The sequence below is a fragment of the Lawsonella sp. genome (assembly GCF_011525565.1).
GTDB classification, from domain to species: Bacteria; Actinomycetota; Actinomycetes; order Mycobacteriales; family Mycobacteriaceae; genus Lawsonella; species Lawsonella clevelandensis_A.
In genome coordinates, this window is the sequence record NZ_WVRS01000001.1 from 1 (window position 1) to 24,113 (window position 24,113).

At 46.8% G+C, this 24,113-nt stretch carries 22 protein-coding genes and 1 tRNA gene; all 23 read left to right on the forward strand.

The window, feature by feature from the left end; translation table 11 throughout:
• Positions 1-659 precede the first annotated feature (659 nt).
• The 23 genes from QZV76_RS00005 (at position 660) to QZV76_RS00115 (ending at position 24,048) form a co-directional block, all read left to right on the forward strand.
• The gene (locus tag QZV76_RS00005) at positions 660-1,214 is read left to right on the forward strand and encodes a tetratricopeptide repeat protein (RefSeq protein WP_290595185.1); all 555 of its coding nucleotides are present in this window, start codon (positions 660-662) and stop codon (positions 1,212-1,214) included.
• A gap of 12 nt (positions 1,215-1,226) precedes the next feature.
• Positions 1,227-2,243, forward strand: a complete 1,017-nt coding sequence (locus QZV76_RS00010; protein WP_290595186.1) for an HAD-IIA family hydrolase — start codon at positions 1,227-1,229, stop codon at positions 2,241-2,243.
• Between the two features lie 14 nt (positions 2,244-2,257).
• Positions 2,258-2,464, forward strand: coding sequence for a hypothetical protein (locus tag QZV76_RS00015; RefSeq protein ID WP_290595188.1), 207 nt, complete (start codon positions 2,258-2,260; stop codon positions 2,462-2,464).
• A 15-nt stretch (positions 2,465-2,479) separates the two neighbouring features.
• Complete coding sequence (locus QZV76_RS00020; RefSeq protein ID WP_290595190.1) at positions 2,480-3,364, forward strand: TlyA family RNA methyltransferase; 885 nt, start codon at positions 2,480-2,482, stop codon at positions 3,362-3,364.
• Positions 3,364-4,317 carry an NAD kinase gene (locus QZV76_RS00025; RefSeq protein WP_290595192.1) on the forward strand — a complete coding sequence of 318 codons (954 nt, stop codon included), beginning with the start codon at positions 3,364-3,366 and terminating at the stop codon, positions 4,315-4,317. Before QZV76_RS00020 ends, QZV76_RS00025 begins: the two co-directional genes overlap by 1 nt.
• An 18-nt stretch (positions 4,318-4,335) precedes the next feature.
• The gene (gene recN / locus QZV76_RS00030) at positions 4,336-6,123 is read left to right on the forward strand and encodes a DNA repair protein RecN (RefSeq protein WP_290595194.1); all 1,788 of its coding nucleotides are present in this window, start codon (positions 4,336-4,338) and stop codon (positions 6,121-6,123) included.
• Between the two features lie 60 nt (positions 6,124-6,183).
• Positions 6,184-7,365: a putative cytokinetic ring protein SteA gene (gene steA / locus QZV76_RS00035; protein WP_290595196.1), complete on the forward strand. Its 1,182-nt coding sequence runs from the start codon at positions 6,184-6,186 to the stop codon at positions 7,363-7,365.
• Between the two features lie 36 nt (positions 7,366-7,401).
• Positions 7,402-8,202, forward strand: coding sequence for a copper transporter (locus tag QZV76_RS00040; RefSeq protein ID WP_290595198.1), 801 nt, complete (start codon positions 7,402-7,404; stop codon positions 8,200-8,202).
• A 60-nt stretch (positions 8,203-8,262) separates the two neighbouring features.
• A complete protein-coding gene (locus tag QZV76_RS00045; protein ID WP_290595200.1) occupies positions 8,263-9,966 on the forward strand; it encodes a CTP synthase in 1,704 nt (567 codons plus the stop codon).
• A 20-nt stretch (positions 9,967-9,986) separates the two neighbouring features.
• A complete protein-coding gene (locus QZV76_RS00050; RefSeq protein ID WP_290595201.1) occupies positions 9,987-10,631 on the forward strand; it encodes an NUDIX hydrolase in 645 nt (214 codons plus the stop codon).
• A gap of 61 nt (positions 10,632-10,692) precedes the next feature.
• Positions 10,693-11,622, forward strand: a complete 930-nt coding sequence (gene xerD / locus QZV76_RS00055) for a site-specific tyrosine recombinase XerD (protein ID WP_290595202.1) — start codon at positions 10,693-10,695, stop codon at positions 11,620-11,622.
• Between the two features lie 33 nt (positions 11,623-11,655).
• On the forward strand, positions 11,656-12,558 hold the full coding sequence (locus QZV76_RS00060) for a ParA family protein (RefSeq protein WP_290595203.1): 903 nt from the start codon (positions 11,656-11,658) through the stop codon (positions 12,556-12,558).
• A gap of 3 nt (positions 12,559-12,561) precedes the next feature.
• Positions 12,562-13,350 (forward strand): segregation/condensation protein A, encoded by a 789-nt coding sequence (locus QZV76_RS00065; protein WP_290595204.1) that lies wholly within the window; start codon positions 12,562-12,564, stop codon positions 13,348-13,350.
• Positions 13,351-13,359: 9 nt separating this feature from the next.
• The gene (gene scpB / locus QZV76_RS00070; RefSeq protein WP_290595205.1) at positions 13,360-14,043 is read left to right on the forward strand and encodes an SMC-Scp complex subunit ScpB; all 684 of its coding nucleotides are present in this window, start codon (positions 13,360-13,362) and stop codon (positions 14,041-14,043) included.
• A gap of 74 nt (positions 14,044-14,117) precedes the next feature.
• On the forward strand, positions 14,118-15,035 hold the full coding sequence (locus QZV76_RS00075) for a pseudouridine synthase (RefSeq protein WP_366664338.1): 918 nt from the start codon (positions 14,118-14,120) through the stop codon (positions 15,033-15,035).
• Positions 15,032-17,167: a bifunctional cytidylate kinase/GTPase Der gene (der, locus tag QZV76_RS00080; RefSeq protein WP_290595207.1), complete on the forward strand. Its 2,136-nt coding sequence runs from the start codon at positions 15,032-15,034 to the stop codon at positions 17,165-17,167. The genes QZV76_RS00075 and der overlap by 4 nt, the downstream gene beginning before the upstream one ends.
• A 112-nt stretch (positions 17,168-17,279) precedes the next feature.
• A tRNA-Pro gene (locus QZV76_RS00085) sits at positions 17,280-17,353 on the forward strand.
• Positions 17,354-17,670: 317 nt separating this feature from the next.
• Positions 17,671-19,968 carry an accessory Sec system translocase SecA2 gene (secA2, locus tag QZV76_RS00090; RefSeq protein WP_290595208.1) on the forward strand — a complete coding sequence of 766 codons (2,298 nt, stop codon included), beginning with the start codon at positions 17,671-17,673 and terminating at the stop codon, positions 19,966-19,968.
• Between the two features lie 57 nt (positions 19,969-20,025).
• Positions 20,026-21,366, forward strand: a complete 1,341-nt coding sequence (gdhA, locus tag QZV76_RS00095; protein WP_290595209.1) for an NADP-specific glutamate dehydrogenase — start codon at positions 20,026-20,028, stop codon at positions 21,364-21,366.
• A gap of 115 nt (positions 21,367-21,481) precedes the next feature.
• Positions 21,482-22,192 carry a CDP-alcohol phosphatidyltransferase family protein gene (locus QZV76_RS00100; protein WP_290595210.1) on the forward strand — a complete coding sequence of 237 codons (711 nt, stop codon included), beginning with the start codon at positions 21,482-21,484 and terminating at the stop codon, positions 22,190-22,192.
• Positions 22,193-22,321: 129 nt separating this feature from the next.
• A complete protein-coding gene (locus QZV76_RS00105; RefSeq protein ID WP_290595211.1) occupies positions 22,322-22,774 on the forward strand; it encodes an FHA domain-containing protein in 453 nt (150 codons plus the stop codon).
• A gap of 9 nt (positions 22,775-22,783) precedes the next feature.
• Positions 22,784-23,503: a MerR family transcriptional regulator gene (locus tag QZV76_RS00110; RefSeq protein ID WP_290595212.1), complete on the forward strand. Its 720-nt coding sequence runs from the start codon at positions 22,784-22,786 to the stop codon at positions 23,501-23,503.
• Positions 23,503-24,048, forward strand: coding sequence for a bifunctional nuclease family protein (locus tag QZV76_RS00115; RefSeq protein ID WP_290595213.1), 546 nt, complete (start codon positions 23,503-23,505; stop codon positions 24,046-24,048). Before QZV76_RS00110 ends, QZV76_RS00115 begins: the two co-directional genes overlap by 1 nt.
• Positions 24,049-24,113: the final 65 nt, after the last annotated feature.

A 24,113-nucleotide genomic window follows, 5' to 3' on the forward strand; every position in this document is an offset into this window, starting at 1 on the left:
GTCGCTGCCGAACTTTAACGTTGTGCTGTGGGGAGTCTCTTTGAGGCTCCCCACAGTTTTTTTATGTAAACTAAAAATCACAAAAGATTACGGATCAAGGAAATATGATGGCAGAGTACGTGAATAATAAAGGGTCCCACAAGGGAAAGCGCTCTTCTAGTACATCATTCCATCATCCTTCTTCTCGAGTTGCTCATTCCCAACGCTCTACTAGAGGAACAAGAGAGTCTGGAGAGCAAAGACAATCTCGTTCTTTCGAAAATAGGAGAAGGAACGATAGAAAAAACTTTAATTCAAGAAATTCTGATGTCAGAAGTTCTGACCATAAATATAAACGGGGTAATCAACACAGTAAATGGGATGACCGTACGGATAGCAACGGTTTTCGTCACCATGATTCTCACAATAAACGGTTGGATAAATCGTCTTCTACGGGGAATGAGCGTCGTTTTCGAGGGGGAAAGAGAAATTCTTACTCTTCAACGAAGAAGCGCTACTCACCGGATCAGAACTATCGTTCACGAGATGAGCGGTCGTCTAAACGGGCTAATAAAGATCCTCAGATTCCTGAATGGGTAGATCCACGCGATCTTCCTAGCGATATACGAAGAGATCTTCACATGCTCTCTAGAGAAAATGCTAACCGAGTTGCAAGCCATATGATTGCCTCGTATGCACTTATTGATGAAGATCCGAAAGAAGCTTTAGCTCACGCGAAGGCAGCTCGCGATCATGCTGGCAGAATTGCAGTAGTACGAGAGCATACGGGCATCATTGCTTATCGTACAGGGCACTGGCAAGAAGCACTTAGTGAGTTACGTACAGCTCGGCGTATAGGTGGAGGGCCAGGCATGCTCAGTTTGATGGCTGATTGTGAACGAGGATTGGGGCGCCCAGAACGCGCAATCGAAATGCTTAACAGTGAATATGTTAAGGATTTAGATGAAACTGCTTTAGCTGAACTCCGCATTGTCGTTGCGGGAGCTCATGAAGATATGGACGAGTATGATGCTGCTATTGCAGTTTTGGAAAAGGGCAATCTTGATCCGTCACAAGTGGGGGATACTGCGGTCAGATATTTTTACGCCTATGCAGACGCACTTTTGGCAGCTGGAGATAAAGATAAAGCTATTGACTGGTTCCAACGTGTTGTAGCAATTGATGATGAGGTTCTTACCGATGCCGTTGATAGGCTTGAAGAACTTGAGAATTAAGGTAATTCCGCTGTGGCACAATCGAGTTATGACTCTTTTCTAGTTGATCTAGACGGTACCGCCAACATCGGTGATTTACCTGTTCCCTACGCTGTTGATGCTCTTAATACATTCGGAGACTGCGTTGTTTATGTAACAAACAATGCTTCACGTTCTCCGGATACGGTGCATCACCGACTTAAGCGTATTGGCTATAACACGGATGTCCAGCATATTGTGACCAGTGCACAGTTAGCGGCACAAGTAATGAAGAAGGACCTTGTATCGGGAGCAGAAGTTCTTGTTCTCGGTACTCCTTATCTTGAACAGGTAGTTCGCGAAAGTGGATTTTCTACAGTCCGAGATAATTCGTGTCAGACGAAGGCAGTTGTACAAGGGCATTCAGATGCCACAGGCTGGAAACAACTGTCTGCTGCAGCGAGGGCTATCAGGAATGGTGCTCGGTATTATGCAACGAACAAAGATACATGCCTCCCCAGTGAACAAGGTCTTAATGTTGGTAACGGTGCGATGGTTGCTGCAGTTGAGGTCTCTACAGGTGTACGTGCTATTACTGCAGGTAAACCGGCTGCACAAAGTATGCAGCAAGCAGCTCATCTCGTAGAGGGACAAAATCCTCTTGTTATTGGCGATAGACTAGATACTGATATTGAGGGGGGTAATAATGCAGGCTACGATACTCTTTGCGTGCTCACCGGAGTAACTAGCATTACAGATATTTGTAATGCTAGTAAGAAACAGAGACCTACATATGTAGTGCCAGATCTGCGGTTCTTAAAGGATCTTGTGTGTTCCCCTAAAGATTTCAATCTTCCTCATTATTCGCGTGCATATGCAAAAGAGATTCTTTTGCTTGACGTTGATTGTAGCGGAGTAGCTACCGTTAGATTTCTGAATAAACATGCTTCCCACGTAGAAAAAATAGCTGCTCTTATTGTGCAAGCATGGGACAATACTCAGTGCGTAAAAGTAGTAAAAGGATTTGATACAACTGATACGGAGGAGCTTGTATCATGGTCGACTCTATGAGCTCAACTAAGTCAATGAGTTCAGCTAGTCCTGCTTCACTTGCCTCCAATGCACAGAAATTTGCTGGTGTTACTCCCGAAATAATCTATCAAGAAGTTGCTCAGTATCTCTCGAAGAGTCTTGAGTGCAATGATGATACTGATAGTGCTATTAGCTTTTTGAATGATGCTCATGATCTACTAACACAGGCATTGGATGCTGTCGAAGACGAATTAGACTAGTGGAAGGATCTACCGATGGTGCACCGTCTCCGTGCCGACGCCGAGCTAGTGCGCCGTAAACTCGCTCGTTCCCGTGAACATGCCGCTGATCTGATTAAAGCTGGGTGCGTTACATGTAACGGCATGCCGGTTAAAAAACCGGCTAGTGTAGTCTCTTCTGATGCCCCACTAGTTGTCGAAGAATTAGAAGAATATAAGTGGGCTAGTAGAGGAGCGCACAAATTATTGGGCGCTCTTGCTGCGTTTGGACCGCAAGGTCTTACCGTAGAGGGAAAACGCTGTCTCGATGCCGGTGCTTCCACTGGTGGTTTTACTGATGTACTGCTCGAAAATGGGGCTTTGCATGTTGTAGGCGTAGATGTCGGATATGGGCAGATGATATGGCGTCTGCAAAATGATCCGCGTGTAACAGTACTTGATCGTACTAATGTGCGTTCCATCGATGCAGCTAGTATTGGTGGTCCTGTAGATCTAGTTGTATCGGATCTTTCATTTATCTCTTTGACTTTAGTGCTCGATGCACTTCTTGCATGTTGTACCGATGACGCACAAATGATGCTTATGGTAAAGCCTCAATTTGAGGTAGGAAAAGATAATGTCGGAGCAGGAGGGGTCGTTCGAGATCCTGCACAACGTCAGAAAGCAATATGCCAAGTAGCCCAAAAAGCGCTTGATCTGGGCATGGGTATTCGGGATATTGCTGCTTCTCCTCTTCCTGGACCATCTGGAAATGTAGAGTATTTTCTCTGGATTGAAGCGTACCCTCACTCGCAGTGCGGTAGTGAAGAGAACGATACTGATTCGCTTACACGGCCATTGTGTATCGTAGGAAATGACGATGAAGCACTATTCCAAATATCTGCTTTAGCAGCTGAAGCAGTAGAAAAAGGACCTCAATAATGTCGAAGATACAACGTTCTGAGCATAATCATGTGGGTTTTACTCCCAAATCTGTGCTCATTGTTGGTTACTCCTATGATGCACCTCAGGTTGCTCATGAGGTTGCTGATTATCTTCGTAGTAGAGGCATCACCAGTAGTATTTTGAGCACAGATCCATGGAATGAACCTCCAGGAGCCTGCTCTGCTTCCGTTATTGATGAGGCCCGCAGTACGGCTTCTTCTAGCGATCTCATAATTGTTTTAGGCGGCGACGGTAGTTTCTTACGAGGTACAGATCTTGCACATGGTGCCGATATACCCATAATTGGTATCAATATGGGGCATGTTGGTTTTCTGGCAGAGCTTGAAGCAGATAACATCTGGAATGCGCTCGATCGACTCATATCAGGAGATTTCACAGTTGAAGATCGCATGACTATTGACGTCGGAGTTGTTTCAGATAATCGTGTTCGTACTGGTAGCTGGGCTATTAACGAACTTAGCTTAGAAAAAGCAACGCATCGAGGAATTCTTGAAGCCACATTAGCAATTGATAATCGGCCGGTCTCTAGTTATGCGTGTGACGGTATGTTTGTCTCGACACCGACAGGTTCTACGGCACATTCCTTTTCTGCGGGAGCACCCGTTGTCTGGCCGCAGATGGCTGCTATGCTCGTTATGCCGAATAATGCACATGGTCTTTTTACACGACCACTTGTTGTCTCTCCAGATTCTTTAGTGACAATTGATATTCACTGTGGGCGTGGTCTCGCGATGGCTTATCTTGACGGATACCGCGGAATTCGTGTGGAAAATGGTGAGCGTATTGAAGTGCGAAAAGGCTCTCGTCCAGTTCGCATGATTCGCCTTGATAACAGTCCTTTTGCTGATAAATTGGTACGGAAATTCCATCTTCCCGTCCAAGGATGGAGGGATGTTTCTCCGCATGCAGCTCCCCACAAAAATGCGTAGATCAGTTAATCTAGCCTTGTGTTAAGCGAACTACGAATTACAAATTTAGGTGTTATCGCGGAAGCGGATCTTGAACTACACCCGGGTTTTACTGTTGTCACTGGTGAAACAGGTGCTGGAAAGACGATGGTAGTCTCATCGCTCCAGCTTCTTACTGGGCAGAGGGCCGATTCATCACAAGTACGTAATACGGCGGATGAGGATATTAGCGAAGCCCGTGTTGAAGGCCGTTTTTATGTAGATGGATTACCTGATGAGTTAGCTCATCAAACAAGCGAGCTGCTTGCCGGGTGCGGTGCTGAAACCGATGACGACGAATCAATTATCGCTTTACGAACGATACGGTCCGATGGACGCTCTCGCGCGCATTTGGGAGGACGAAGCGTTCCTGCCGGTATCCTTGCTGAATTTAGCCGTCCTCTGCTGACTATTCATGGACAGCATGATCAGTTACGGTTGCTGAGTTCGGCACAACAGCGTGAAGCACTCGACCAGTACGGTGGTGATGAGATTAGTGAACTGTACACGGTTTATCGAAAGCTATGGGAGCAGTGGAAAGTATGCTCTCGGGAACTTCGCGAACGCCAAAGTCAGGGCCGCGAACGTGCCCGTGAGGTTGCTCAATTACGAGAATCTGTCGCAGAAATTAATCAGGTAAATCTTTCTTCCGGAGAAGATAGGCAGCTTCAAGAAGAGATTCGCCGGTTGATGGATGTAGACGAACTACGAGATATTGCCAGTCGTGCTTATTTTCTTGTCAGCGGAGATGTTTCCTTCTTGTCAGGGGATGGGCTGAGTTCTCTTCCCGACCATAGCTCTCCGGCGGCTATTAGTTCTTTGGGGGAAAGCCGTGATGTTTTACACGGTAGCAGTGATGCAGTTCTGGAAGAGTCAGCGGAACAGCTTGACGAAGTACTGTCTATTCTTGAAGAACTTTCCTCTGGTCTTCATTCTTATCTTGAAGCTCTTGATGCAGATCCTGTTGTATTAGAAGAAAAATTAGCTCGTCAAGCAAGTATCAAAAACATTATTCGTAAATACGGAGTTGATGCTGATGATGTCTTGCGATGGAAGAATGACGCAGAGAAGCGTATCGCTGAACTTGATACGTCGGAAACGACTCTCGACCAACTCCAAAAAGAAGTTGATCGATTAGCTGGAGAGCTTCATGAGGCGGCTCATACTCTTACCCTTGCTCGTAAAAAATATGCTCGGACTTTACAAAAATTAGTAACGTCTGTTTTACATACATTGGCGATGGATAAAGCAACTTTTACTATTGATATTTCGCCTCTGGACGATGCTGCTACCAGTGATAGTACAGAACATTTTTCAGAATATGGTGCAGATAGTGTCACTTTCCTCCTGGCTGCGAATAACGGTTCCATCCCGCAACCTATTTCAAAAGCAGCTTCTGGAGGTGAACTATCACGAGTGATGTTGGCTTTAGAAGTTGTTCTTGCACAAAAAGACTACGGTCGTACTCTTATCTTTGATGAAGTTGATAGCGGGATTGGTGGTTCAACGGCATTGGAGATAGGGAGGTGTCTTTCCCGTTTATCACGAACTCATCAAGTGTTCGCTGTCACACATCTTCCGCAAGTAGCTGCTTTTGCGGATTCTCACCTTACCGTCACGAAAGATAATTCCACACAGGTAGCAGTAACAACCGTTACTCATCTAGATGACGATGAACGGATACTGGAGCTTTCAAGGATGCTGGCAGGTATAGGAGATACGGAAACAGGTAAAGCACATGCCAAAGAACTATGGGAAACTGCTAAAAAATTAAAAACTGCAGATTAACCGTTATAAACTCGGCGCGCCTCTACTATCCAATTGACATATTCAGAAATAATAACTGGTATGAAGTGGCCTATTTCTCGTTCCGATAGTAACTCTGATCCTGGAATTACCGGGATCGCACGAGTGGATGGTTCTCTCGCGCGTGTGCTTCATCGAGTAAAACCGGGTGATATCGTCGTCATCAATGAGCCAGACCTTACACAAGCCACAGCAGAGGATCTTCTTAAAGCCGGAGTTGTGGGAGTAATTAACGCTGCATCGGCACTGTCGAATAAATATCCCACCTATGGAACCCTTACGTTATTGCAAGCAGGTGTAGCAGTAGTTGATGAAGTAGGGGAGACCATTTTTGATGTTGTTCGAGAAGGTCATCCACTTTCCATGGATACCGGAACTATTTGGGTGAAAGGCGAAGCCGTAGCGCACGGTAACGCACTTACTCTCCCAGAGGTTTCACGGAAGATTGAAGAACGCCGTACGCGTGTTAATGAACAATTAGCTGCTTTTGCGGGTAACACTGCGGAATTTCTTTCAACAGAGTCGCCTCTTTTACTAGAAGGTATCGGTGTGCCCGATGTCGATTGCAATATGGTCGACCGTAAAGTAGTTGTTATTGGGAATAGTAGTGAAAGTGCCGCTCAGCTTCGTTCTATCCGCTGGTTTATTAAAAAGTATAAACCGGTTTTAGTCGGTGTTGATGCAGGTGCCGAGCTCCTCGTAGATGCAGGATATAAGCCTGATTTATTAGTTGGAGACCCCCGCAGTATGACTAATGAAACTCTACAATGTGGAGCCCAATTAGTCCTTCCTGCCTCCCCGGATGGGCATGCAGAAGGTCTAGAGAGAGTACAGGACCAAGGGGTTTCTGCAATTACTTTTCCAGCGGTTGCAGATGCAGAAGAACTTGCACTTCTACTCGTAGATTATGCAGGAGCGTCTCTTGTTGTTGCCGTCGGGCTAACAATGAGTTTGCAGGACTTCTTGGATCCAGATTCTATATGTACTAGTGCCGCGGCCTTTCTTACCCGGTTAAAAGTTGCGCATTGTCTTGTTGATGCGCAAGCTATAAGCTCGCTCCGACCTGACCAAACAGTGAGCTGGTGGGCCGTACTGCTAGTTGTAGTAGCTGTTATTTTTGCTGCTTTTATGGTGTATCTCTATGGTTTTCCAGATGCTCCAGGTGCCTCAACCATTATCGATGGATGGAATAGCTTTGCTACTACTGTCCAAGGCTGGTTCTAGTTGTTCCATGACCGCTATTCCTAGGGAAGATAAAAGATGAAAAAGGGAAACGGAATTGCTCTTACCATTGCTGCAGTGTTTGCTGCACTTGGCATTGGCATTATTACCGGAGGAACACTAGTCTCTTCAGATAATTCAACATCTACTACTGCCACACAGACAGAAGATGTTGTACCAGATGTACCTGTACGGGCTCTTGCTAATAGAAAAGTACTTATTATCGCTACTCCTGCGGCTAATCGTGAGACAATTGCCCAAATTCAGAAGCAAGTGACATCTGCTGCTGGTCGACTAACAGGATTTATCACCCTGACACCAAAATTTGCTGCCACAGAAAATGATGCTGAACTTTCTACCCTTGTTACTAATGCTCTTCCCAAAGGAGTTGAGTTACCAACAGATAGAGATCAGAATTCAGGCCGTTTAACGGGCTCTATTCTGGGATCATTATCTGTACAAGCGGATACTCCAACAGTAGATGCAGCACGTTCTACTTTTATGGATCGGCTGGCAGCTAATGGTTTTGTGACTCCCGATAGTTTTCTCGGGGAAGCTGACTGTGCAATTCTCGTATCCGGAGGAGCCAATAACAGTTCAGCACCTAACTCCGAAGATGGAGTACGAGGGATAACGATAGCGAAAATTGCGGAGGGATTAGCGCAACGAAAAGTTGCTACCGTTGTTACCGGTGCAACAGGTGCTGAACATGTGAATGGTCCTCTTACAGCAGCAAAAACTTTTACGACAAAGAAACTTGCTGTTGTAGGCAAAGCAGATAAGAAATCTGGCCAGGCAAATATTGTGTTACGTCTTGTCGAGTTAACGAAGACAAAGTGACCCCAGCAACACCGCTATGATAATCTGAAATCCCGTAGGAAAAGTGTGCTTTTTTAAAAAATGCACACGAAACATACGGGAGTTTTCGTGCTAAATAGACTAAATAGAACTGATAAGCGCGCGTGTAAACACATTATTGTTACAGGTGGGGTTGTATCATCCCTCGGTAAAGGCCTTTCGGCAGCTAGTCTTGGACAGCTTCTTATTTCCCGTGGTCTTTCCGTCACCATGCAAAAACTGGATCCTTATCTCAACGTTGATCCTGGCACTATGAATCCTTTCCAACATGGTGAAGTGTATGTTACTGAAGATGGAGCGGAGACTGATCTTGATCTCGGCCACTATGAACGATTTTTGAATGTACCCATGTCACAGCGCGGTAACATCACTACTGGGCGCATTTATACCAATGTCATAGCTAAAGAGCGGCGTGGTGGGTATTTAGGGGGAACCGTACAGGTAATACCGCATATTACTGATGCCATTAAAGAAGCTATCCTTGCGATGGAAGAACCCGACGAGAACGGTATCTCACCAGATGTCGTTATCTCTGAAATTGGTGGCACGGTAGGCGATATTGAATCACAGCCTTTCCTAGAAGCTGTTCGACAGCTACGCCATGATGTTGGACGAGAAAATATTTTCTACTTGCACTGCTCATTAGTGCCGTATATTGCCCCATCGGGAGAGTTAAAGACAAAACCAACTCAACACTCTGTGGCGACTTTACGCAGTATCGGTATTGTTCCCGATGCGTTAGTATTGCGAGCTGATCGACCGGTACCGGACGCATTGAAAAACAAGATTGCGCGTATGTGCGATGTTGATGATGAAGGCGTTATTTCTTGTCCCGACGCACCATCCATCTACGATATCCCTAGAGTTATTTATGATGAGGGTCTGGATACCTACGTCATCCGTAAACTTGAGTTGCCGTTCCGCGACGTAGACTGGACCATATGGGGAGATCTTCTTGACCGTGTTCATCACCCCCAGAGTGAAGTTACTATAGCGATTGTTGGCAAATACATTGATTTACCAGACGCATATCTGTCTGTTATTGAAGCAGTTCGTGCAGGTGCTTTTGCCGAATACAGTAAAGCGAATATTAAATGGATATCCGCTGATGAATGCGAGGACCCAGACACTACAGCTGAGCTCTTTGCCGATGTAGACGGTATTGTTGTCCCAGGCGGCTTCGGAATACGAGGAATTGAAGGAAAAATAGGCGCTATTCGCTATGCTCGTGAACATAAAATACCGCTGCTAGGTCTATGTTTAGGCTTGCAATGCATAGTACTAGAAGCTGCTCGTTCGGCGGGTATTGATGATGCGTCATCTACTGAGTTCGACCCCGATACGACACATCCAGTAATTCATACGATGGCTGAGCAAGAAGAGATTGTGGCAGGCAATGCTGATATGGGCGGTACTATGCGACTGGGATCGTACCCTGCAGTGTTGAAAAAAGACTCGCTTGTTGCAGAAATCTACGGTAGAACATCCATTACCGAACGACATCGCCATCGTTTCGAAGTCAATAACGACTATAGGGACGATATGGAAAGTGTCGGACTACATATCTCTGGTACAAGTCCAGACGGTAAATTAGTCGAATTCGTTGAATATGATCGCTCGTTACATCCTTTCCTAGTTGCTACACAAGCACATCCGGAATACAAGTCTCGTCCCACCCAACCACATCCATTGTTCCATCGACTAGTAGTAGAGGCACTGCGTTACCATCACAATAAGAACGCTTGATGGTTATCAAGGAGCACACCATGGTTAACGCACCTAGTACACATGACTTTGAGGTTGTGGATTCAAGGACTCTTTATGAAGGAGCAATTCTTGCGCTGCGTAAAGATCCTGTAAGAATGCCCGGAGGAACTATAGCAACTCGAGAAGTCGTAGAACATTCCGGTGCTGTGGCTATTGTTGCTCTCAATGAAGAGATGAAAGTGCTACTTGAGTATCAATACCGACATCCAACAGGACGACGTTTATGGGAAATACCTGCTGGAATACTAGATATTCCGGGAGAAAAGCCACTTACTGCAGCACAGCGTGAACTCTGTGAGGAAACATCGTATGCAGCTGAAGAATGGCATGCTATTGCAGATACTGTTACTTCTCCAGGATTTGCGGACGAATCTGTGCGAATTTTTTTAGCGCGTGGAATCTATTCCGTCGATCGTCCATCACCAGAGGAGGAAGAGGCTGACATGAGATTACAGTGGATGCCCCTTTCGCAAGCTGTGCAGCATATTTACTCTGGTGAGATTGTTAACAATATTGCGATAGCTGGCATTTTAGGAGCAGCCTATGCTTTAGCAACTAATTCCGTCGGTATGCTCCGCTCAACTGATGCAGACTGGGATACCAAAGCATGGCGTTTTGCGCAGCGGAAAGGATGGCAGAAGTAACACCATAGTACGTGTAAATATGGTGAAATTGACTGCGTGAGTAAAGAAAAGGAAGCCAGTGATGTCAGACTTTACAACACCTGTCGATTCCTATTTTGATTTTCTCGCAGTGGAACGAGCGGCCTCCAACAATACACTGCAGGCATACCGGCGGGATATCGATCGGTATATTTCTTTCCTTACGTGCTATCCAGTGAATTCTTTAGGGGAAGTTACCCAAAACCATCTCGAGGAGTTTCGAGATTCTTTAGTAGCTGGAGATAAAAAGTTAGGATATGCGCCGCTTGCGGCCAGTTCGGCGGCACGCGTCATGGTCTCTGTTCGAGGACTACATAAATTCGCTTTCCGGGAAGGAATAACAGAGAGCGATCCAGCGGCTACAGTACCTCCTCCAAAAATTGCTCAGCGTCTTCCCAAAGCATTACCGGTGAATACTATTTTTAAACTTTTAGAAGGAGCAGGGGATGGGTCCTCTCCCGATCCAGTTCGTGCATTACGCGATCGGGCACTTTTAGAAATGCTTTATACAACTGGCGCACGAATCTCTGAAATTACTGGCCTTAATATTGGCGATATAGACATTGAGAACGCTTCCGTTCTCTTGCATGGTAAAGGGGATAAAGAACGCATAGTGCCAGTGGGAGGACCAGCACTTAAGGCATACCAGGAGTATCTCGTACGTTCGCGTCCTGCATTGTCGAAAGGGAAAACTCATGCAGCTTTTCTTAACTTGCGAGGTAATCGTTTAAGCAGACAAAGTGCCTGGCAGATTATTCAAAATACAGCTGATCAAGCGCATATTACAGAAGACGTCTCTCCCCACACGTTACGACACTCTTTTGCCACACACATGTTAGAAGGCGGCGCAGATGTTCGTGTCGTGCAGGAATTATTAGGACACTCGTCAGTGACTACCACTCAGATCTATACGATGGTGACAGCAGAATCTTTACGCGAGGTTTGGGCAGAGTCACACCCGCGCGCACGGTAGGCTAATAGGGAACAGTGAAAGGAGAACTCCACCATGGCAGTTCGGTTGCAGGATCCAGGAAAAAGTAGCGATCAAAAGAGCGCTACAACTGGTGCTACAAAACTTGGACCTACTGGGCGACCGATTCGTGAGATCCCAACCCCCCAACCAAAGACTAGCCATGGGCCTGCTGTCGTCATCTCCATGTGTAACCAAAAAGGTGGTGTGGGGAAAACTACCTCCTCTATTAATCTGGGCGCTGCACTTGCAGAAACTGGACGTCGTGTACTTCTCGTCGATCTGGATCCGCAGGGAGCGCTTTCTGCTGGTTTAGGCATTCAGAGCTATGAACTGGATACAACGATCTATAATCTCTTAGTTGATACATCTGTCAGCGTTGATGAAGTTATCGTTCATACACACACGGAAAACCTCGACGTTATTCCTGCCAATATTGATCTCTCTGCGGCAGAAATTCAACTGGTATCTGAAGTAGGGCGAGAGCAGGCGCTTTATCGAGCAATTTATCCAGTTATGGATCGTTATGACTACATATTGGTAGATTGTCAGCCATCTCTAGGGTTACTAACGGTGAATGCTTTAGCATGCTCCGATGGAGTCATCATTCCAATGGAATGTGAGTTCTTCTCTATGCGAGGTCTGGCTCTTCTCACTGACACTATGGATAAAGTACGAGCGCGCCTTAATCCCCGTTTGTCTCTTACCGGGATTCTCGTCACCCTTTATGATGGTCGCACTCTGCATGCCCGTGATGTTATGTCGCGGCTTATGGAAGCTTTTGGGGATACTGTTTTTGAAACAGTTATTACTCGAACCGTACGATTTCCAGAAACGTCGGTGGCTGGAGAGCCCATTATTACGTGGGCATCCTCGTCACCAGGCGCACAACAGTATCGCCAGTTAGCTGCTGAAGTTATTGAGCGGATTGAGCATTAAATTGTGAATGAGGACGGTTTCCAACTTCGGCTAAGAAACTTTGAAGGGCCATTTGACCTGCTGTTACAGCTTATTCAAGACCGTAAATTAGACATTACCGAAGTGGCACTTCATGAGGTTACTGATGAGTTTGTAGCCTATACGCGGAGTCTAAGTGAAGAAAAAGGCCTGGATGCTGTCACAGAGTTTCTTGTTGTTGCTGCGACTCTTCTTGATCTTAAAACTGCCCGGCTCCTCCCACAGGGAGATATGGTCGATCCCGCAGATCTTGAATTACTAGAAGCACGGGATCTTCTTTTTGCCCGTCTTTTCCAATACAAGGCTTTTAAAGAGGTTGCGCAACAGTTTGCCCGATGGCAGCAGGAAGCGCCCCATCGATACGCGCGCTCAGTGGCACCTGAAGAACATTATCTTCACCTGCTCCCGCCAGTTGATCTAGGAATGAGTGCAACGGAATTTGCACTACTTGCTGCGGTAGCTTTCCGTCCTAAACCCGTTCCGAGCGTGAGTACTACGCATGTGCATGTTCCCGTCGTCTCAGTTAAACAAGAAGCTCAGTACATTGTGAGAGCACTATCAGGATTACACCGTGGCGAGAGAATGGACTTTGCACAGCTTGTCGCTGACTGTTCGCAAAATATGACAGTTGTTGGTCGATTCCTCAGCTTATTGGAACTGTACAAACTAAAAGCTGTTGATTTCGACCAGGAAGATCCTTTAGGGAATCTCTATGTTGAATGGACTGGTAAAACATTTACCGACGATGAGCTAGAAAGAGCAATGGGGGAATAGCGGATAACTATGGATAAGAACGACATCAACAATACGGAATCTACTCTGCCCGGCACTTTGCGTGGCGCTATTGAAGCGGTTGTGCTTATTGTTGATACCCCTATTACTACCTGCGATTTAGCACGAGCTGTTGATAGTGATGAAGAGACTGTACGAAATATTCTCGTACAGTGGTCCGATGAATTGAATTCTGCCCATAGTGGTATTGATCTACGAGAAATGCCCGATGGGTGGAGGCTTTATACTCGCGCAGAATATGCACCCTATGTTGAAAAAGTATTGCTTGACGGTAGTCGTGGAACATTATCACGGCAAGCTTTAGAGACCTTAGCTGTAGTGGCTTACCGTCAACCAGTTACCCGTTCTCAAGTCTCTGCCGTACGCGGAGTGAATGTCGAAGGGGTAATGCGGACACTGCAAGCGCGCGGACTTATCGTCGAAAATGGTCACGATCCAGAAACTGGAGGAATGCTGTTTTGTACAACATCACTTTTTCTCGAACAACTTGGGTTAACGGATCTTTCCGCACTACCCGATTTAGCACCTCTATTGCCTGATGTAGAACGTATTGATGAAATAGATGATGAGGCACGTCTAAGTTTTGAAGCGCATCGTGCTAAAACCGGACAAACGGATACTAGAGCGGAAGACGAGTTTGGTGATGACAAAGGTGACGGAGCCCCTTCAAAATGAGACAATGGCCACGTTAACCTGATTCATCTCAGCACTAAACATGATGCTGAATATGGTGTAGAAAAGAGAACATTGTGAACCGACCCGCTCGCCGTGATGGCACACCGGCAAGGAAGAGTCCTCGAAAAAATTCTTATTCATCACATTCTTCTGTAGTAAAGAAGAATCTCCCACGTACATCCTCGGCTCGGCCCAGTCGGCATCACATGGTAACGGCGGACAACCCTGTTGACGTTTCCGTATCTTCTTCTCATCCGCCGCAAGAAATGCGGCTACAGAAATATCTGGCGCAAGCAGGTGTCGCCTCACGGCGTGTTTCTGAAGAGCTCATTGCGGCAGGACGCGTACAAGTGAATGGTAAAGTGATCCGTCAGCAGGGTGTAAAAGTTAATCCTGCCAACGCTGTAGTACATGTTGATGGGGAACGTGTTATTGCGAGAGAAGAACATGTTTATCTTCTCCTTAATAAACCCCGTGGTTACCTGTCGGCTATGTCTGATGATCATGGACGTCCGTGCGTAGGCGATATCGTTGCAGACCGTATTCGCGCAGGACAGCGGCTTTTTCATGTAGGTAGGTTGGATCAAGACACAGAAGGACTGTTACTTCTCACCAATGATGGGGAATTAGCTCATCGTCTTATGCATCCCTCCTACGAGGTCCCAAAAACGTATCTCGCTACTGTACGAGGAGTAATGGGACAACGTGAGGCGCGTAAGCTGCGTCAGGGGATTGACCTTGATGATGGTCCAATTAGTGCAGATGAACTACAGATCATCGATAAATTGGATGGAAAAACTCTGGTGAGAGTTGTGGTTCACGAAGGTCGAAACCGAATCGTGCGACGGATGTTGGCTGAAATAGGCTTCCCCGTTATTGAGCTTGTCCGTACACAACTAGGGAGAGTAGCGCTCGGGAATCAGCGTTCTGGTTCTCTCCGTAAGTTATCCAGTAAAGAAATTGCATCACTCTACGAGGCGGTACAACTATGACGTTTTATATTGCTGTAGATGGACCCAGTGGAGCCGGAAAATCCACTGTTTGCCGAGCTGTTGCACAAGAATTGGGTATGGCTTATCTCGATACTGGAGCCATGTACCGCATTATTACCTTGGCTGTTTTACGGGTGGGACTTAGCAGCGATGATACAGCTGCAATTGTGAAGCTCCTTGATGAGACTGATATCAGTGTGTCGTCTGACCCGAATAAAACGTATTTTTATCTCAATGGTGAAGACGTTACTGCGGAAATTCGTGAGGCGGATGTGACCGCACACGTATCTGCAGTGTCTGCTATCCCTGAAGTACGTGAAAAGCTGGTTGAATTCCAACGTAAACTAGCGTGTAGTGGATGTGGTGCCATCGTTGATGGGCGTGATATTGGAACTGTTGTATTGCCCGATGCACCTCTCAAGATTTTCCTTACTGCGTCTCCTGAAGAACGCGCACGTCGTCGATTAGAACAGGATCTTGCAGAAGGGCGGACAACAACCTTTGATGAGGTACTGTCTTCTGTCCTCGCTCGTGATAAAGCTGATTCCACTCGGGCTGTATCGCCCTTACGGCAAGCAGAAGATGCCATTGTGGTGGATTCTACTGGTAATGAATTTTCGCAGACCGTTTCCATCATTGCTCAGTTAGCTCGTGAAAAACAGGCTGCTGAAGGAGACTGCGGGGATGAAAATGTTGAGTCGAATGACTCTTCCTATGATGCTGATTTGGGGGAGTATGACGCATCTACTGAAGAAGCATGGGAGCGTTTAGCAGCTGATTACCTCACTGATGAGGATATTGACCACACACAAGAAAAAGAGCTACTTCCGGTAGTCGCTGTGGTGGGGCGCCCCAATGTAGGGAAATCTACGCTAGTTAATCGTTTTATTGGCCGTCGTGAAGCCATTGTGGAAGATTTTCCTGGTGTTACCCGTGACCGTAACTCCTATGAAGCGCTGTGGAATGGACGGCGTTTTATGGTGACGGATACCGGTGGGTGGGAACCAGACGCAAAAGGTATGAATAAGGAAATCGCCAAGCAAGCAGAATCTGCCATGCAAACAGCAGATATTATTGTACTCGTTGTCGATTCCACAGTAGGCGTCACTATCACGGATGAAATTGCCGCTCGGAGTCTGCTGCGCTCAGATATTCCGGTTCTTGTTGCTGCGAATAAGTCTGATTCTCCTAACGCTGATGGGGATGCAGCTGACTTTTGGTCGTTGGGTCTGGGAGAGCCACATCCAATTTCAGGGCTGCATGGGCGTGGTGCTGCCGATCTTCTGGATGAAATTGTTACGTTGCTACCAGAACACCCGCGTCGTGGTGAAACGGCGCTTACAGGAGTACGGCGTGTGGCACTTGTTGGAAAGCCCAATGTCGGTAAAAGTTCGTTACTCAATAAACTGTCTGGGGAAAATCGTTCAGTGGTGGATGATGCATCGGGCACTACTGTTGACCCAGTTGATTCACTTGTTGAATTAGATGGTCAGCTCTGGCACTTTGTTGATACTGCTGGGTTACGCAAGCGTGTAGGCCAAGCACAAGGCCACGAATACTACGCATCATTGCGGACGAAAGCAGCTATTGAGACGGCAGAAGTTGTCATTATGCTTATTGATGCTTCACAGCCCATCACTGAACAAGATCAGCGCGTTGTTAATATGGTTCTGGAAGCTGGCCGTGCTGTTGTTCTTGCCTATAATAAGTGGGATCTTGTCGATGAAGAGCGACAACGCGAATTAGAACGAGAAATTGAACGCGATCTACAACAGTTGAGTTGGGCTAAGCGTATTAATATTTCTGCCGCGACTGGTCGATCCTTGCAGAAACTTGTACCCGCTATTGAAGAAGCACTGGAGAGCTGGGACAAACGTATTCCAACAGGACAGCTCAACCAGTGGCTAAAGGAAGTTGTGGCGGCTACTCCGCCCCCGATGCGTGGTGGCAGACTTCCACGTGTTCTTTTTGCGACACAAGCAGCTACTCGCCCTCCTACATTTGCTCTGTTTACGACGCGTTTCTTGGAAGCTGGATATCGGCGTTTCCTGGAACGTAAGTTACGTGAAAGTTTTGGATTTAGTGGTTCTCCTATCCGTATTAGCGTACGAGTAAGGGAGAAGCGTCGTTAGTAGAATAACGAAAATCCATAGTGATTATTTCTATGGAAATAACTGTCTTGCAGGCGATTGGGAAAATCTATACTTCTCGTTATAGAGTAGAGAAGCTGTCACAGACAGTGGACGGGCTATGGCGCAGTTTGGTAGCGCACTTGACTGGGGGTCAAGGGGTCGTGGGTTCAAATCCCGCTAGCCCGACAAAGATAGATATTAGACGGCGGCCTACGCATGTAGGTCGCCGTCTAATATTTGTTATGCGTCTCAGGTATCCATGCCATGCTCAAGCATTCATACCCACTACTGAGACTGTTGTTGTGGTGTTGTAAAAATTCTTGTTTTTAGTCAAAAGCCATGCGTGGCTCAATTTTCGCAAAGAATAACTCTAAAACTTTCTTAGAAATGTCGTTTTGTCTTCCCTATAGCTAAACTGATTCTGTAGGCTGGCAAAGTCAGCATAGCTCAGCATTCAGCTGTGGCGAATACGTCGTTAGCTAAGCGACAGAGGAGGAGTTCCTGTGAAAGGTTTCGGAAAGTTCTGGAAACTTCTGGGAGCTTCGACCTCAAAAAACCGGGAAGAAGCGGAATCTGCTGTTTCCCTTTCGCAAAAATATGATGAATGGGCGTCTTCTCTCAAAGATGATGAATTCGCTGATGCCGCGCACGCACTGGATCTTCTGTCTGATGATGCCCCGGAGTATCCACGGTTTTTAGCTTTAATTCGCGAAGCGGCGGATCGTAGTCTCGGATTGAGGCCCTTTGATGTTCAGCTAGAAGGCGCCTTGCGTTTGCTAGATGGCGATGTCATCGAGATGGCGACGGGTGAAGGTAAAACACTTTCTGGAGCTATCGCAGCCGTGGGATACGCGCTCAGTGGACACGCTGTTCACGTTATCTCGGTGAATGACTATCTAGCCCGACGCGACTCCATGTGGATGGAGCCGCTTTTTAATATCGTTGGTTTACGTTCTGGCTGGATCAATGAATCCTCTACGCGGGAAGAGCGTGAAGCAGCTTATGCCTGCGATATTACGTATGCTCCGGTAAATGAGATTGGTTTTGACGTTCTCCGAGATCAGCTTGTTACACGTGCAGATGATCTTCTTGCCCCCAAGGCGGATGTCGCCATTGTTGATGAGGCTGACTCAGTACTAGTCGATGAAGCACTCGTTCCTTTGGTGCTTGCGGGTTCCACAGCAGGAGAGATTCCTTCAGAAGATGTTGTGGACATTGTTAAGCAGCTGCAGTCACATCGGCATTACAAGACAGATGCAGAAAAGCGCAATATCTATCTCACGGATGAAGGATCGCGCTTTGTAGAAAAGCAACTAGGTGGTATTAGCCTCTATGACGATGAGCATGTAGGCACCACTCTTGTACAGGTTAATGTTGCTCTACATGCACATGTACTGCTGCAACGAGACGTACACTACATTGTTCGTAACAATGAAGTGAAGCTTATTGATGCTGCACGTGGTCGTGTTGCAGAGCTACAGCGTTGGCCGGATGGTTTGCAAGCGGCAGTTGAGGCAAAAGAAGGACTCCCCATCTCGGAAGCTGGGGAAGTGCTCGACACCATCACTATTCAGGCTCTTATTGGTCGTTATCCAACAGTATGCGGCATGACAGGAACAGCACTTGCTGCGGGTGAGCAGTTCCGACGCTTCTATAATCTAGAAGTTTCTCCCATTGAACCGAATAAGCCATGTATTCGTGTTGATGAAAAAGATCGTGTTTACGATACTGCAGGTAATAAGCAAGCAGCTATTGTGACGTTCATTAAGAACGTGCACGAAAAAGGCCAACCTATTCTTGTCGGTACGCAGAATGTGGCAGAGTCAGAAGATCTGGCTGATCAGTTGCGTGCTGAAGGACTGCACTGCAACGTATTGAACGCTAAAAACGATGCTGCGGAGGCAAAAGTCGTCGCGGAAGCAGGCGCCTATGGAGCTATTACTGTTTCCACGCAGATGGCTGGTCGTGGTACTGATATTCGCCTGGGTGGCTCCGATGAAGTCGACCGTTCCAAGGTTGTTGATGCCGGGGGATTGTGTGTGATTGGCACTTCTCGCTACCGCACAGAACGGCTTGATAACCAGTTGCGAGGGCGCTCTGGTAGGCAGGGTGATCCGGGCATGAGCGTGTTCTTCATCTCTATGGAGGATGAGCTTATTGCTGCTGGTGCTCCGGATGCTAAATGGCCGGGGGCAACTGATCGTGACGGTCTTTTTACAACGCCAAAGGCTCTTCGTCTTGTTAACCATGCACAGCGTGTCACTGAGGGGCAGATGCTGGATATTCATGCATACACATGGCGTTATTCACGCCTAGTTGCAGATCAGCGTGCCATTGTCTCTGAGCAGCGTGACCGTATCCTGACCACAAATGTGGCCTCTGAATACTTTGCCTCACATAACACTGACAAGTGGAGTGAGGTAATGGCCAAGTTCTCTGCTGAGGATGCAGATCAACTTGCGCGAAATATCATGCTCTTCCACCTTGACCGTGGATGGGCTGATCATCTGGCATACCTTGATGACGTGCGGGAGAGTATTCACCTGCGCGCTTTGGGGCGCCAGAATCCTCTGGATGAATACCATCGTATTGCGATTGAGGCCTTTGAAGACTTCATCGAACGCGCTGAGAAGCGCGCCGAGGAAGCATTCAATAAGCTAGACCTATCCAACGGTCTTCCTGACCTCGATCTAGCTGGCATGGTACGCCCATCTACCACATGGACGTACATGGTACACAGCAATCCGCTTGCACAAGACGGTGATACTGGGTTCTCCAGTTTAGGCGGTGTATTCCGCTGACACAAGTGATGGTCTTTCGAGTCTCATCACACAACACACAACACGAAAGGCACTCTCATGCCAAGTACTCGGCTACAGGAAGTCTATTCTAACCTGGTTGCTAACAACCCTGGAGAAAAAGAATTCCACCAGGCTGCGAAGGAGATTCTTGAATCGCTTGAGCCGGTCATCAAGGAACGTCCTGAATATACTGACCGGGCACTCCTGGACCGTATTGTTGAGCCGGAACGCCAGATAATGTTCCGTGTCCCTTGGATGGATGACAAGGGAGAATACCACGTCAACCGCGGTTACCGTGTTGAATTCTCCAGTGTTTTGGGTCCATATAAGGGCGGTCTACGTTTCCACCCCTCTGTTAACCTCGGCATCATCAAGTTCCTAGGTTTTGAACAGATCTTTAAGAACTCCCTCACTGGCCTCGCTATTGGTGGCGGCAAAGGTGGTTCTAACTTTGATCCCAAGGGAAAGTCTGACGACGAAATCATGCGTTTCTGCCAGTCATTCATGACTGAGCTGCAGCGCCACATCGGTGAGAATGTTGACGTTCCTGCTGGAGACATCGGTGTTGGTGGCCGCGAGATTGGCTACCTCTATGGACAGTACAAGCGCATCCGCAACAGCTTTGATGCTGGTGTTCTTACTGGTAAGGGTCTCAATTGGGGAGGATCGCTGGTTCGTACCGAGGCAACTGGATACGGACTTGTGTACTTTGCCGAAGAAATGTTGAAGGATGCGGGTACCAGTTTCGATGGTAAGACCGTTGTTGTTTCTGGTGCCGGTAACGTTGCTACTTACGCAATTGAAAAAGCTGAGAAGCTCGGAGCTAAGGTTGTCACTGCATCGGACTCTTCCGGTTACGTCTATGATCCTGAGGGTATTGACGTTGAGCTCCTCAAGCAGATCAAAGAAGTTGAGCGCGGTCGTATTAATGAGTATGCAGACCGTCGTTCCAGCGCCACTTTTGTTGCTAATGGTTCTATCTGGGATGTTAAGTGCGATGTAGCACTACCGTGCGCTACTCAGAATGAGCTTGACGGCGATGCTGCTGCCACACTTGTGAAGAATGGCACAAAGTTTGTGGCGGAAGGAGCAAATATGCCCTGCTCACCTGAAGCTATCGAGACCTTCAGCCAGGCTGGTATTCATTACGCTCCTGGTAAAGCCTCCAATGCCGGCGGCGTAGCCACTTCAGGTCTGGAGATGGAGCAGAATGCTTCCCGCAGCCACTGGTCATTTGAACAGGCTGACGAGCGTTTGCACTCGATTATGGTAGGCATCCACGATACTGCAGTTGCCACTGCAGAGGAGTTTGGATTCCCCGGTAACTACATGGTTGGCGCTAATATTGCCGGCTTTGTTAAGGTTGCAGATTCCATGATTGATATGGGTGTCATCTGAATAATAGGGGAGTAACTTCCTATCATTGATAATGGGCGGTGTATGGTGCTTACGTGCGTCATACACCGCCCATTGGAAGTCTATTGTTAAGAAGAGAAACAGGAAGATGTCTGCTGTGACAGCTGCACATAAACATAATGAGGGTTCCAGACAGAATACTGAATATGTTGCGCATAAGAGAACATCTGAAGATAGCGCTGCAGCAAAGACATCTTCATCATTGGGTATATTCACTGTTCCTAATTTCATTAGTTTCTTACGATTGTGCCTAGTCCCTGTTTTTATCTGGTTATTGGTGAGGAAACACAACTATGTAGCTGCTTTCGTTCTTCTTATGATTATCGGCATCAGTGATTGGGCGGATGGGAAGATTGCCCGTTATTGGCATATTGAGTCCAAGATAGGAGCATATCTTGACCCCGCCGCAGATCGGTTAATGACAATTGCTGTACCAATTTCAATGGCAGTTGTGCACTTTGTTCCGTGGTGGATGGTTATTGTTCTTATCTGTCGCGATGTTATTCTCGCGGGAATATTTTTTATCTACCAAAATCGTGGCCTTCGTATGTCAGTGATTTATCTAGGAAAAGTTGCGACAGCAAGTCTCATGGTTGCTTTCCCCACGATAATTTTTGCTAACCTTCCTTATTCAGGTTGTAAATGGGCAATACCACTTGGGTGGGCAGTATTCATTTGGGCGTTTGTTCTCTATGTATGGACAGGGCTGCTTTATATATATCGGGGATATTTACTGGCTAAAAAAGTTCCAGTATTGACTCCGGAAGAGAAAGCTCAATGGAGAAAAAATAAAAATATTCTTAACTAGAGAATCGTTAATCTCATTGCGATTTAGAATCATAAAGAGGATGCCGAAGCTGTCTTTGCAGAGTATCCTTGAACCTGGAATTGAGTGTTTCACACATGTTTACTCTGTGTGCCATGGAAAGGAAGACTAGTGAGCGAGAATCCTGTCGGTTACCCATTCCAGGAACCAAGTACAGAGACCACTTCTGTTTTCCGGGCTAAATTACTGAAGGAAAGTGATTTAGCCGCAACTGAGCCTGTGGTGGCAAAAGCTACCTCAGTTGAGGGCCTCCCAGAAAATTCAGCATTACTCGTTGTCAAACGAGGACCTAATGCTGGTTCTCGATTCCTTCTTGATCGGGATGTTGTCACTGCTGGGCGTCACCCTGAATCAGATATTTTTCTTGATGATGTGACAGTATCGCGTCGACATGCAGAATTTCGACGTAATGGTGATACTTTCAGCGTCTCCGATGTGGGCAGTTTGAACGGAACGTATGTGAACCGTGAACCCACTGATTCTGTTGTCCTTAATAATGGGGATGAAGTTCAGATTGGCAAATTCCGGTTAGTATTTCTTACTGGTCCACGCCGGAGTGCATAAATGTCGGCTTTGCCACTGAGATCTTCTAGTGCAACTATGTCCATCGGCGCTGTCGTTGATCTTCTTGCACAAGAATTCGATGATATTTCTCTTTCTAAAGTTCGTTTTCTTGAAGCCACGGGTCTAATTTGTCCTGCGCGAACAGCGTCTGGCTATAGACGATATACACGTGACGATATAGAGCGATTGCGTTTTATTCTTAGTGCTCAAAGGGATCGTTTTCTTCCTAACAAAGTTATTGGAGAGCAGTTAGAGCGAGTTGACGCAGGTGAAGTGACTTTAGAGGAACTACAGCGTCAATCTAATACGGTGCAGCCTGTACCGTCTGAGCAGAAAGAGAATTTTTCTTGTGTTAGCCAGGTTCGACTTACTGAGCGGACGTTGTGTCTAAAAACAGGTATTGACCCGGAATTTTTAGATACTCTTATTGATGCGGATCTCTTACGTGTGACTGGTGCCGGATTTTACGTTGAAGACGATATCACCATTGTGAAGGTATGCAAGGCGTTATGCGATGCTGGTATCGATATAAGACACTTACGTACATTTCGTACTTCGATTGATCGTATGGCGAATCTTATCCGTCAAGCATCTGGTGCCAGTAGAGCGTTACAATCTGCTGATGATAAAAAATGTAGTGTTGAAAGAACTAGAGAGCTCGCCAATGATGTGAGCGATTTGACTGCTGGACTTCTTAAACAGCGTCTCCGCGATGTTTTGGATTACTAATGAGAATTCCTGTTCGTATTGTAGGTATACAATCTGATACTCCTGAAGATGATCCGATCGTTATACTGCACGAATGTGTAGGAGACCGGGTACTTGGAATGTGGATAGGGGAGCAGGAGGCGGCTCTGCTTACCTTTGCTATGACCAAAACTGAGATTCCTCGCCCATTTACGCACACTACGCTGTGGAGAGCTATTCAAGCTGCTGGTGCGGAAGTGCAGTCTGTATGTATTACGGCGCAGAGAGACGGAATTTTTTGGGCAGAAATTGTGCTTGATAATTCCAAGACGGTTGATAGCCGTCCCTCTGATGCTCTCATTCTTGCTGCGACGTGTGGTTGCGAGATCACCGTTGAAGAGTCTGTTCTAAACGAGTTCGGAGTACCCGATCCGCATAACGGTAAAATGCCTTCCCAACAGGTAGGTACTGGCAATTATTCAGATGAATTACCGGAAGAATACAATGTCGAGATTGATAAGTTTCGAGAAATGCTTGAGCATTTGTCGATGGATGATTTTCTCGATGGTCCGGACGATGAGGAATAAAAGTCTCAAGTAATACTTGAACCTTTGGGCGTGTCCAGTTGCTCTGGGATTTCCTAGCAAATATT

Bases quoted from the DNA above. Each gene is read 5' to 3' on its own strand.
- QZV76_RS00005 (WP_290595185.1), top strand. From the start codon at position 660: ATGATTGCCTCGTATGCACTTATTGATGAAGATCCGAAAGAAGCTTTA.
- QZV76_RS00015 (WP_290595188.1), top strand. From the start codon at position 2,258: ATGAGTTCAGCTAGTCCTGCTTCACTTGCCTCCAATGCACAGAAATTT.
- QZV76_RS00020 (WP_290595190.1), top strand. From the start codon at position 2,480: ATGGTGCACCGTCTCCGTGCCGACGCCGAGCTAGTGCGCCGTAAACTC.
- QZV76_RS00025 (WP_290595192.1), top strand. From the start codon at position 3,364: ATGTCGAAGATACAACGTTCTGAGCATAATCATGTGGGTTTTACTCCC.
- steA (WP_290595196.1), top strand. From the start codon at position 6,184: ATGAAGTGGCCTATTTCTCGTTCCGATAGTAACTCTGATCCTGGAATT.
- QZV76_RS00040 (WP_290595198.1), top strand. From the start codon at position 7,402: ATGAAAAAGGGAAACGGAATTGCTCTTACCATTGCTGCAGTGTTTGCT.
- QZV76_RS00045 (WP_290595200.1), top strand. From the start codon at position 8,263: ATGCACACGAAACATACGGGAGTTTTCGTGCTAAATAGACTAAATAGA.
- QZV76_RS00050 (WP_290595201.1), top strand. From the start codon at position 9,987: ATGGTTAACGCACCTAGTACACATGACTTTGAGGTTGTGGATTCAAGG.
- xerD (WP_290595202.1), top strand. From the start codon at position 10,693: ATGTCAGACTTTACAACACCTGTCGATTCCTATTTTGATTTTCTCGCA.
- QZV76_RS00060 (WP_290595203.1), top strand. From the start codon at position 11,656: ATGGCAGTTCGGTTGCAGGATCCAGGAAAAAGTAGCGATCAAAAGAGC.
- scpB (WP_290595205.1), top strand. From the start codon at position 13,360: ATGGATAAGAACGACATCAACAATACGGAATCTACTCTGCCCGGCACT.
- der (WP_290595207.1), top strand. From the start codon at position 15,032: ATGACGTTTTATATTGCTGTAGATGGACCCAGTGGAGCCGGAAAATCC.
- gdhA (WP_290595209.1), top strand. From the start codon at position 20,026: ATGCCAAGTACTCGGCTACAGGAAGTCTATTCTAACCTGGTTGCTAAC.
- QZV76_RS00115 (WP_290595213.1), top strand. From the start codon at position 23,503: ATGAGAATTCCTGTTCGTATTGTAGGTATACAATCTGATACTCCTGAA.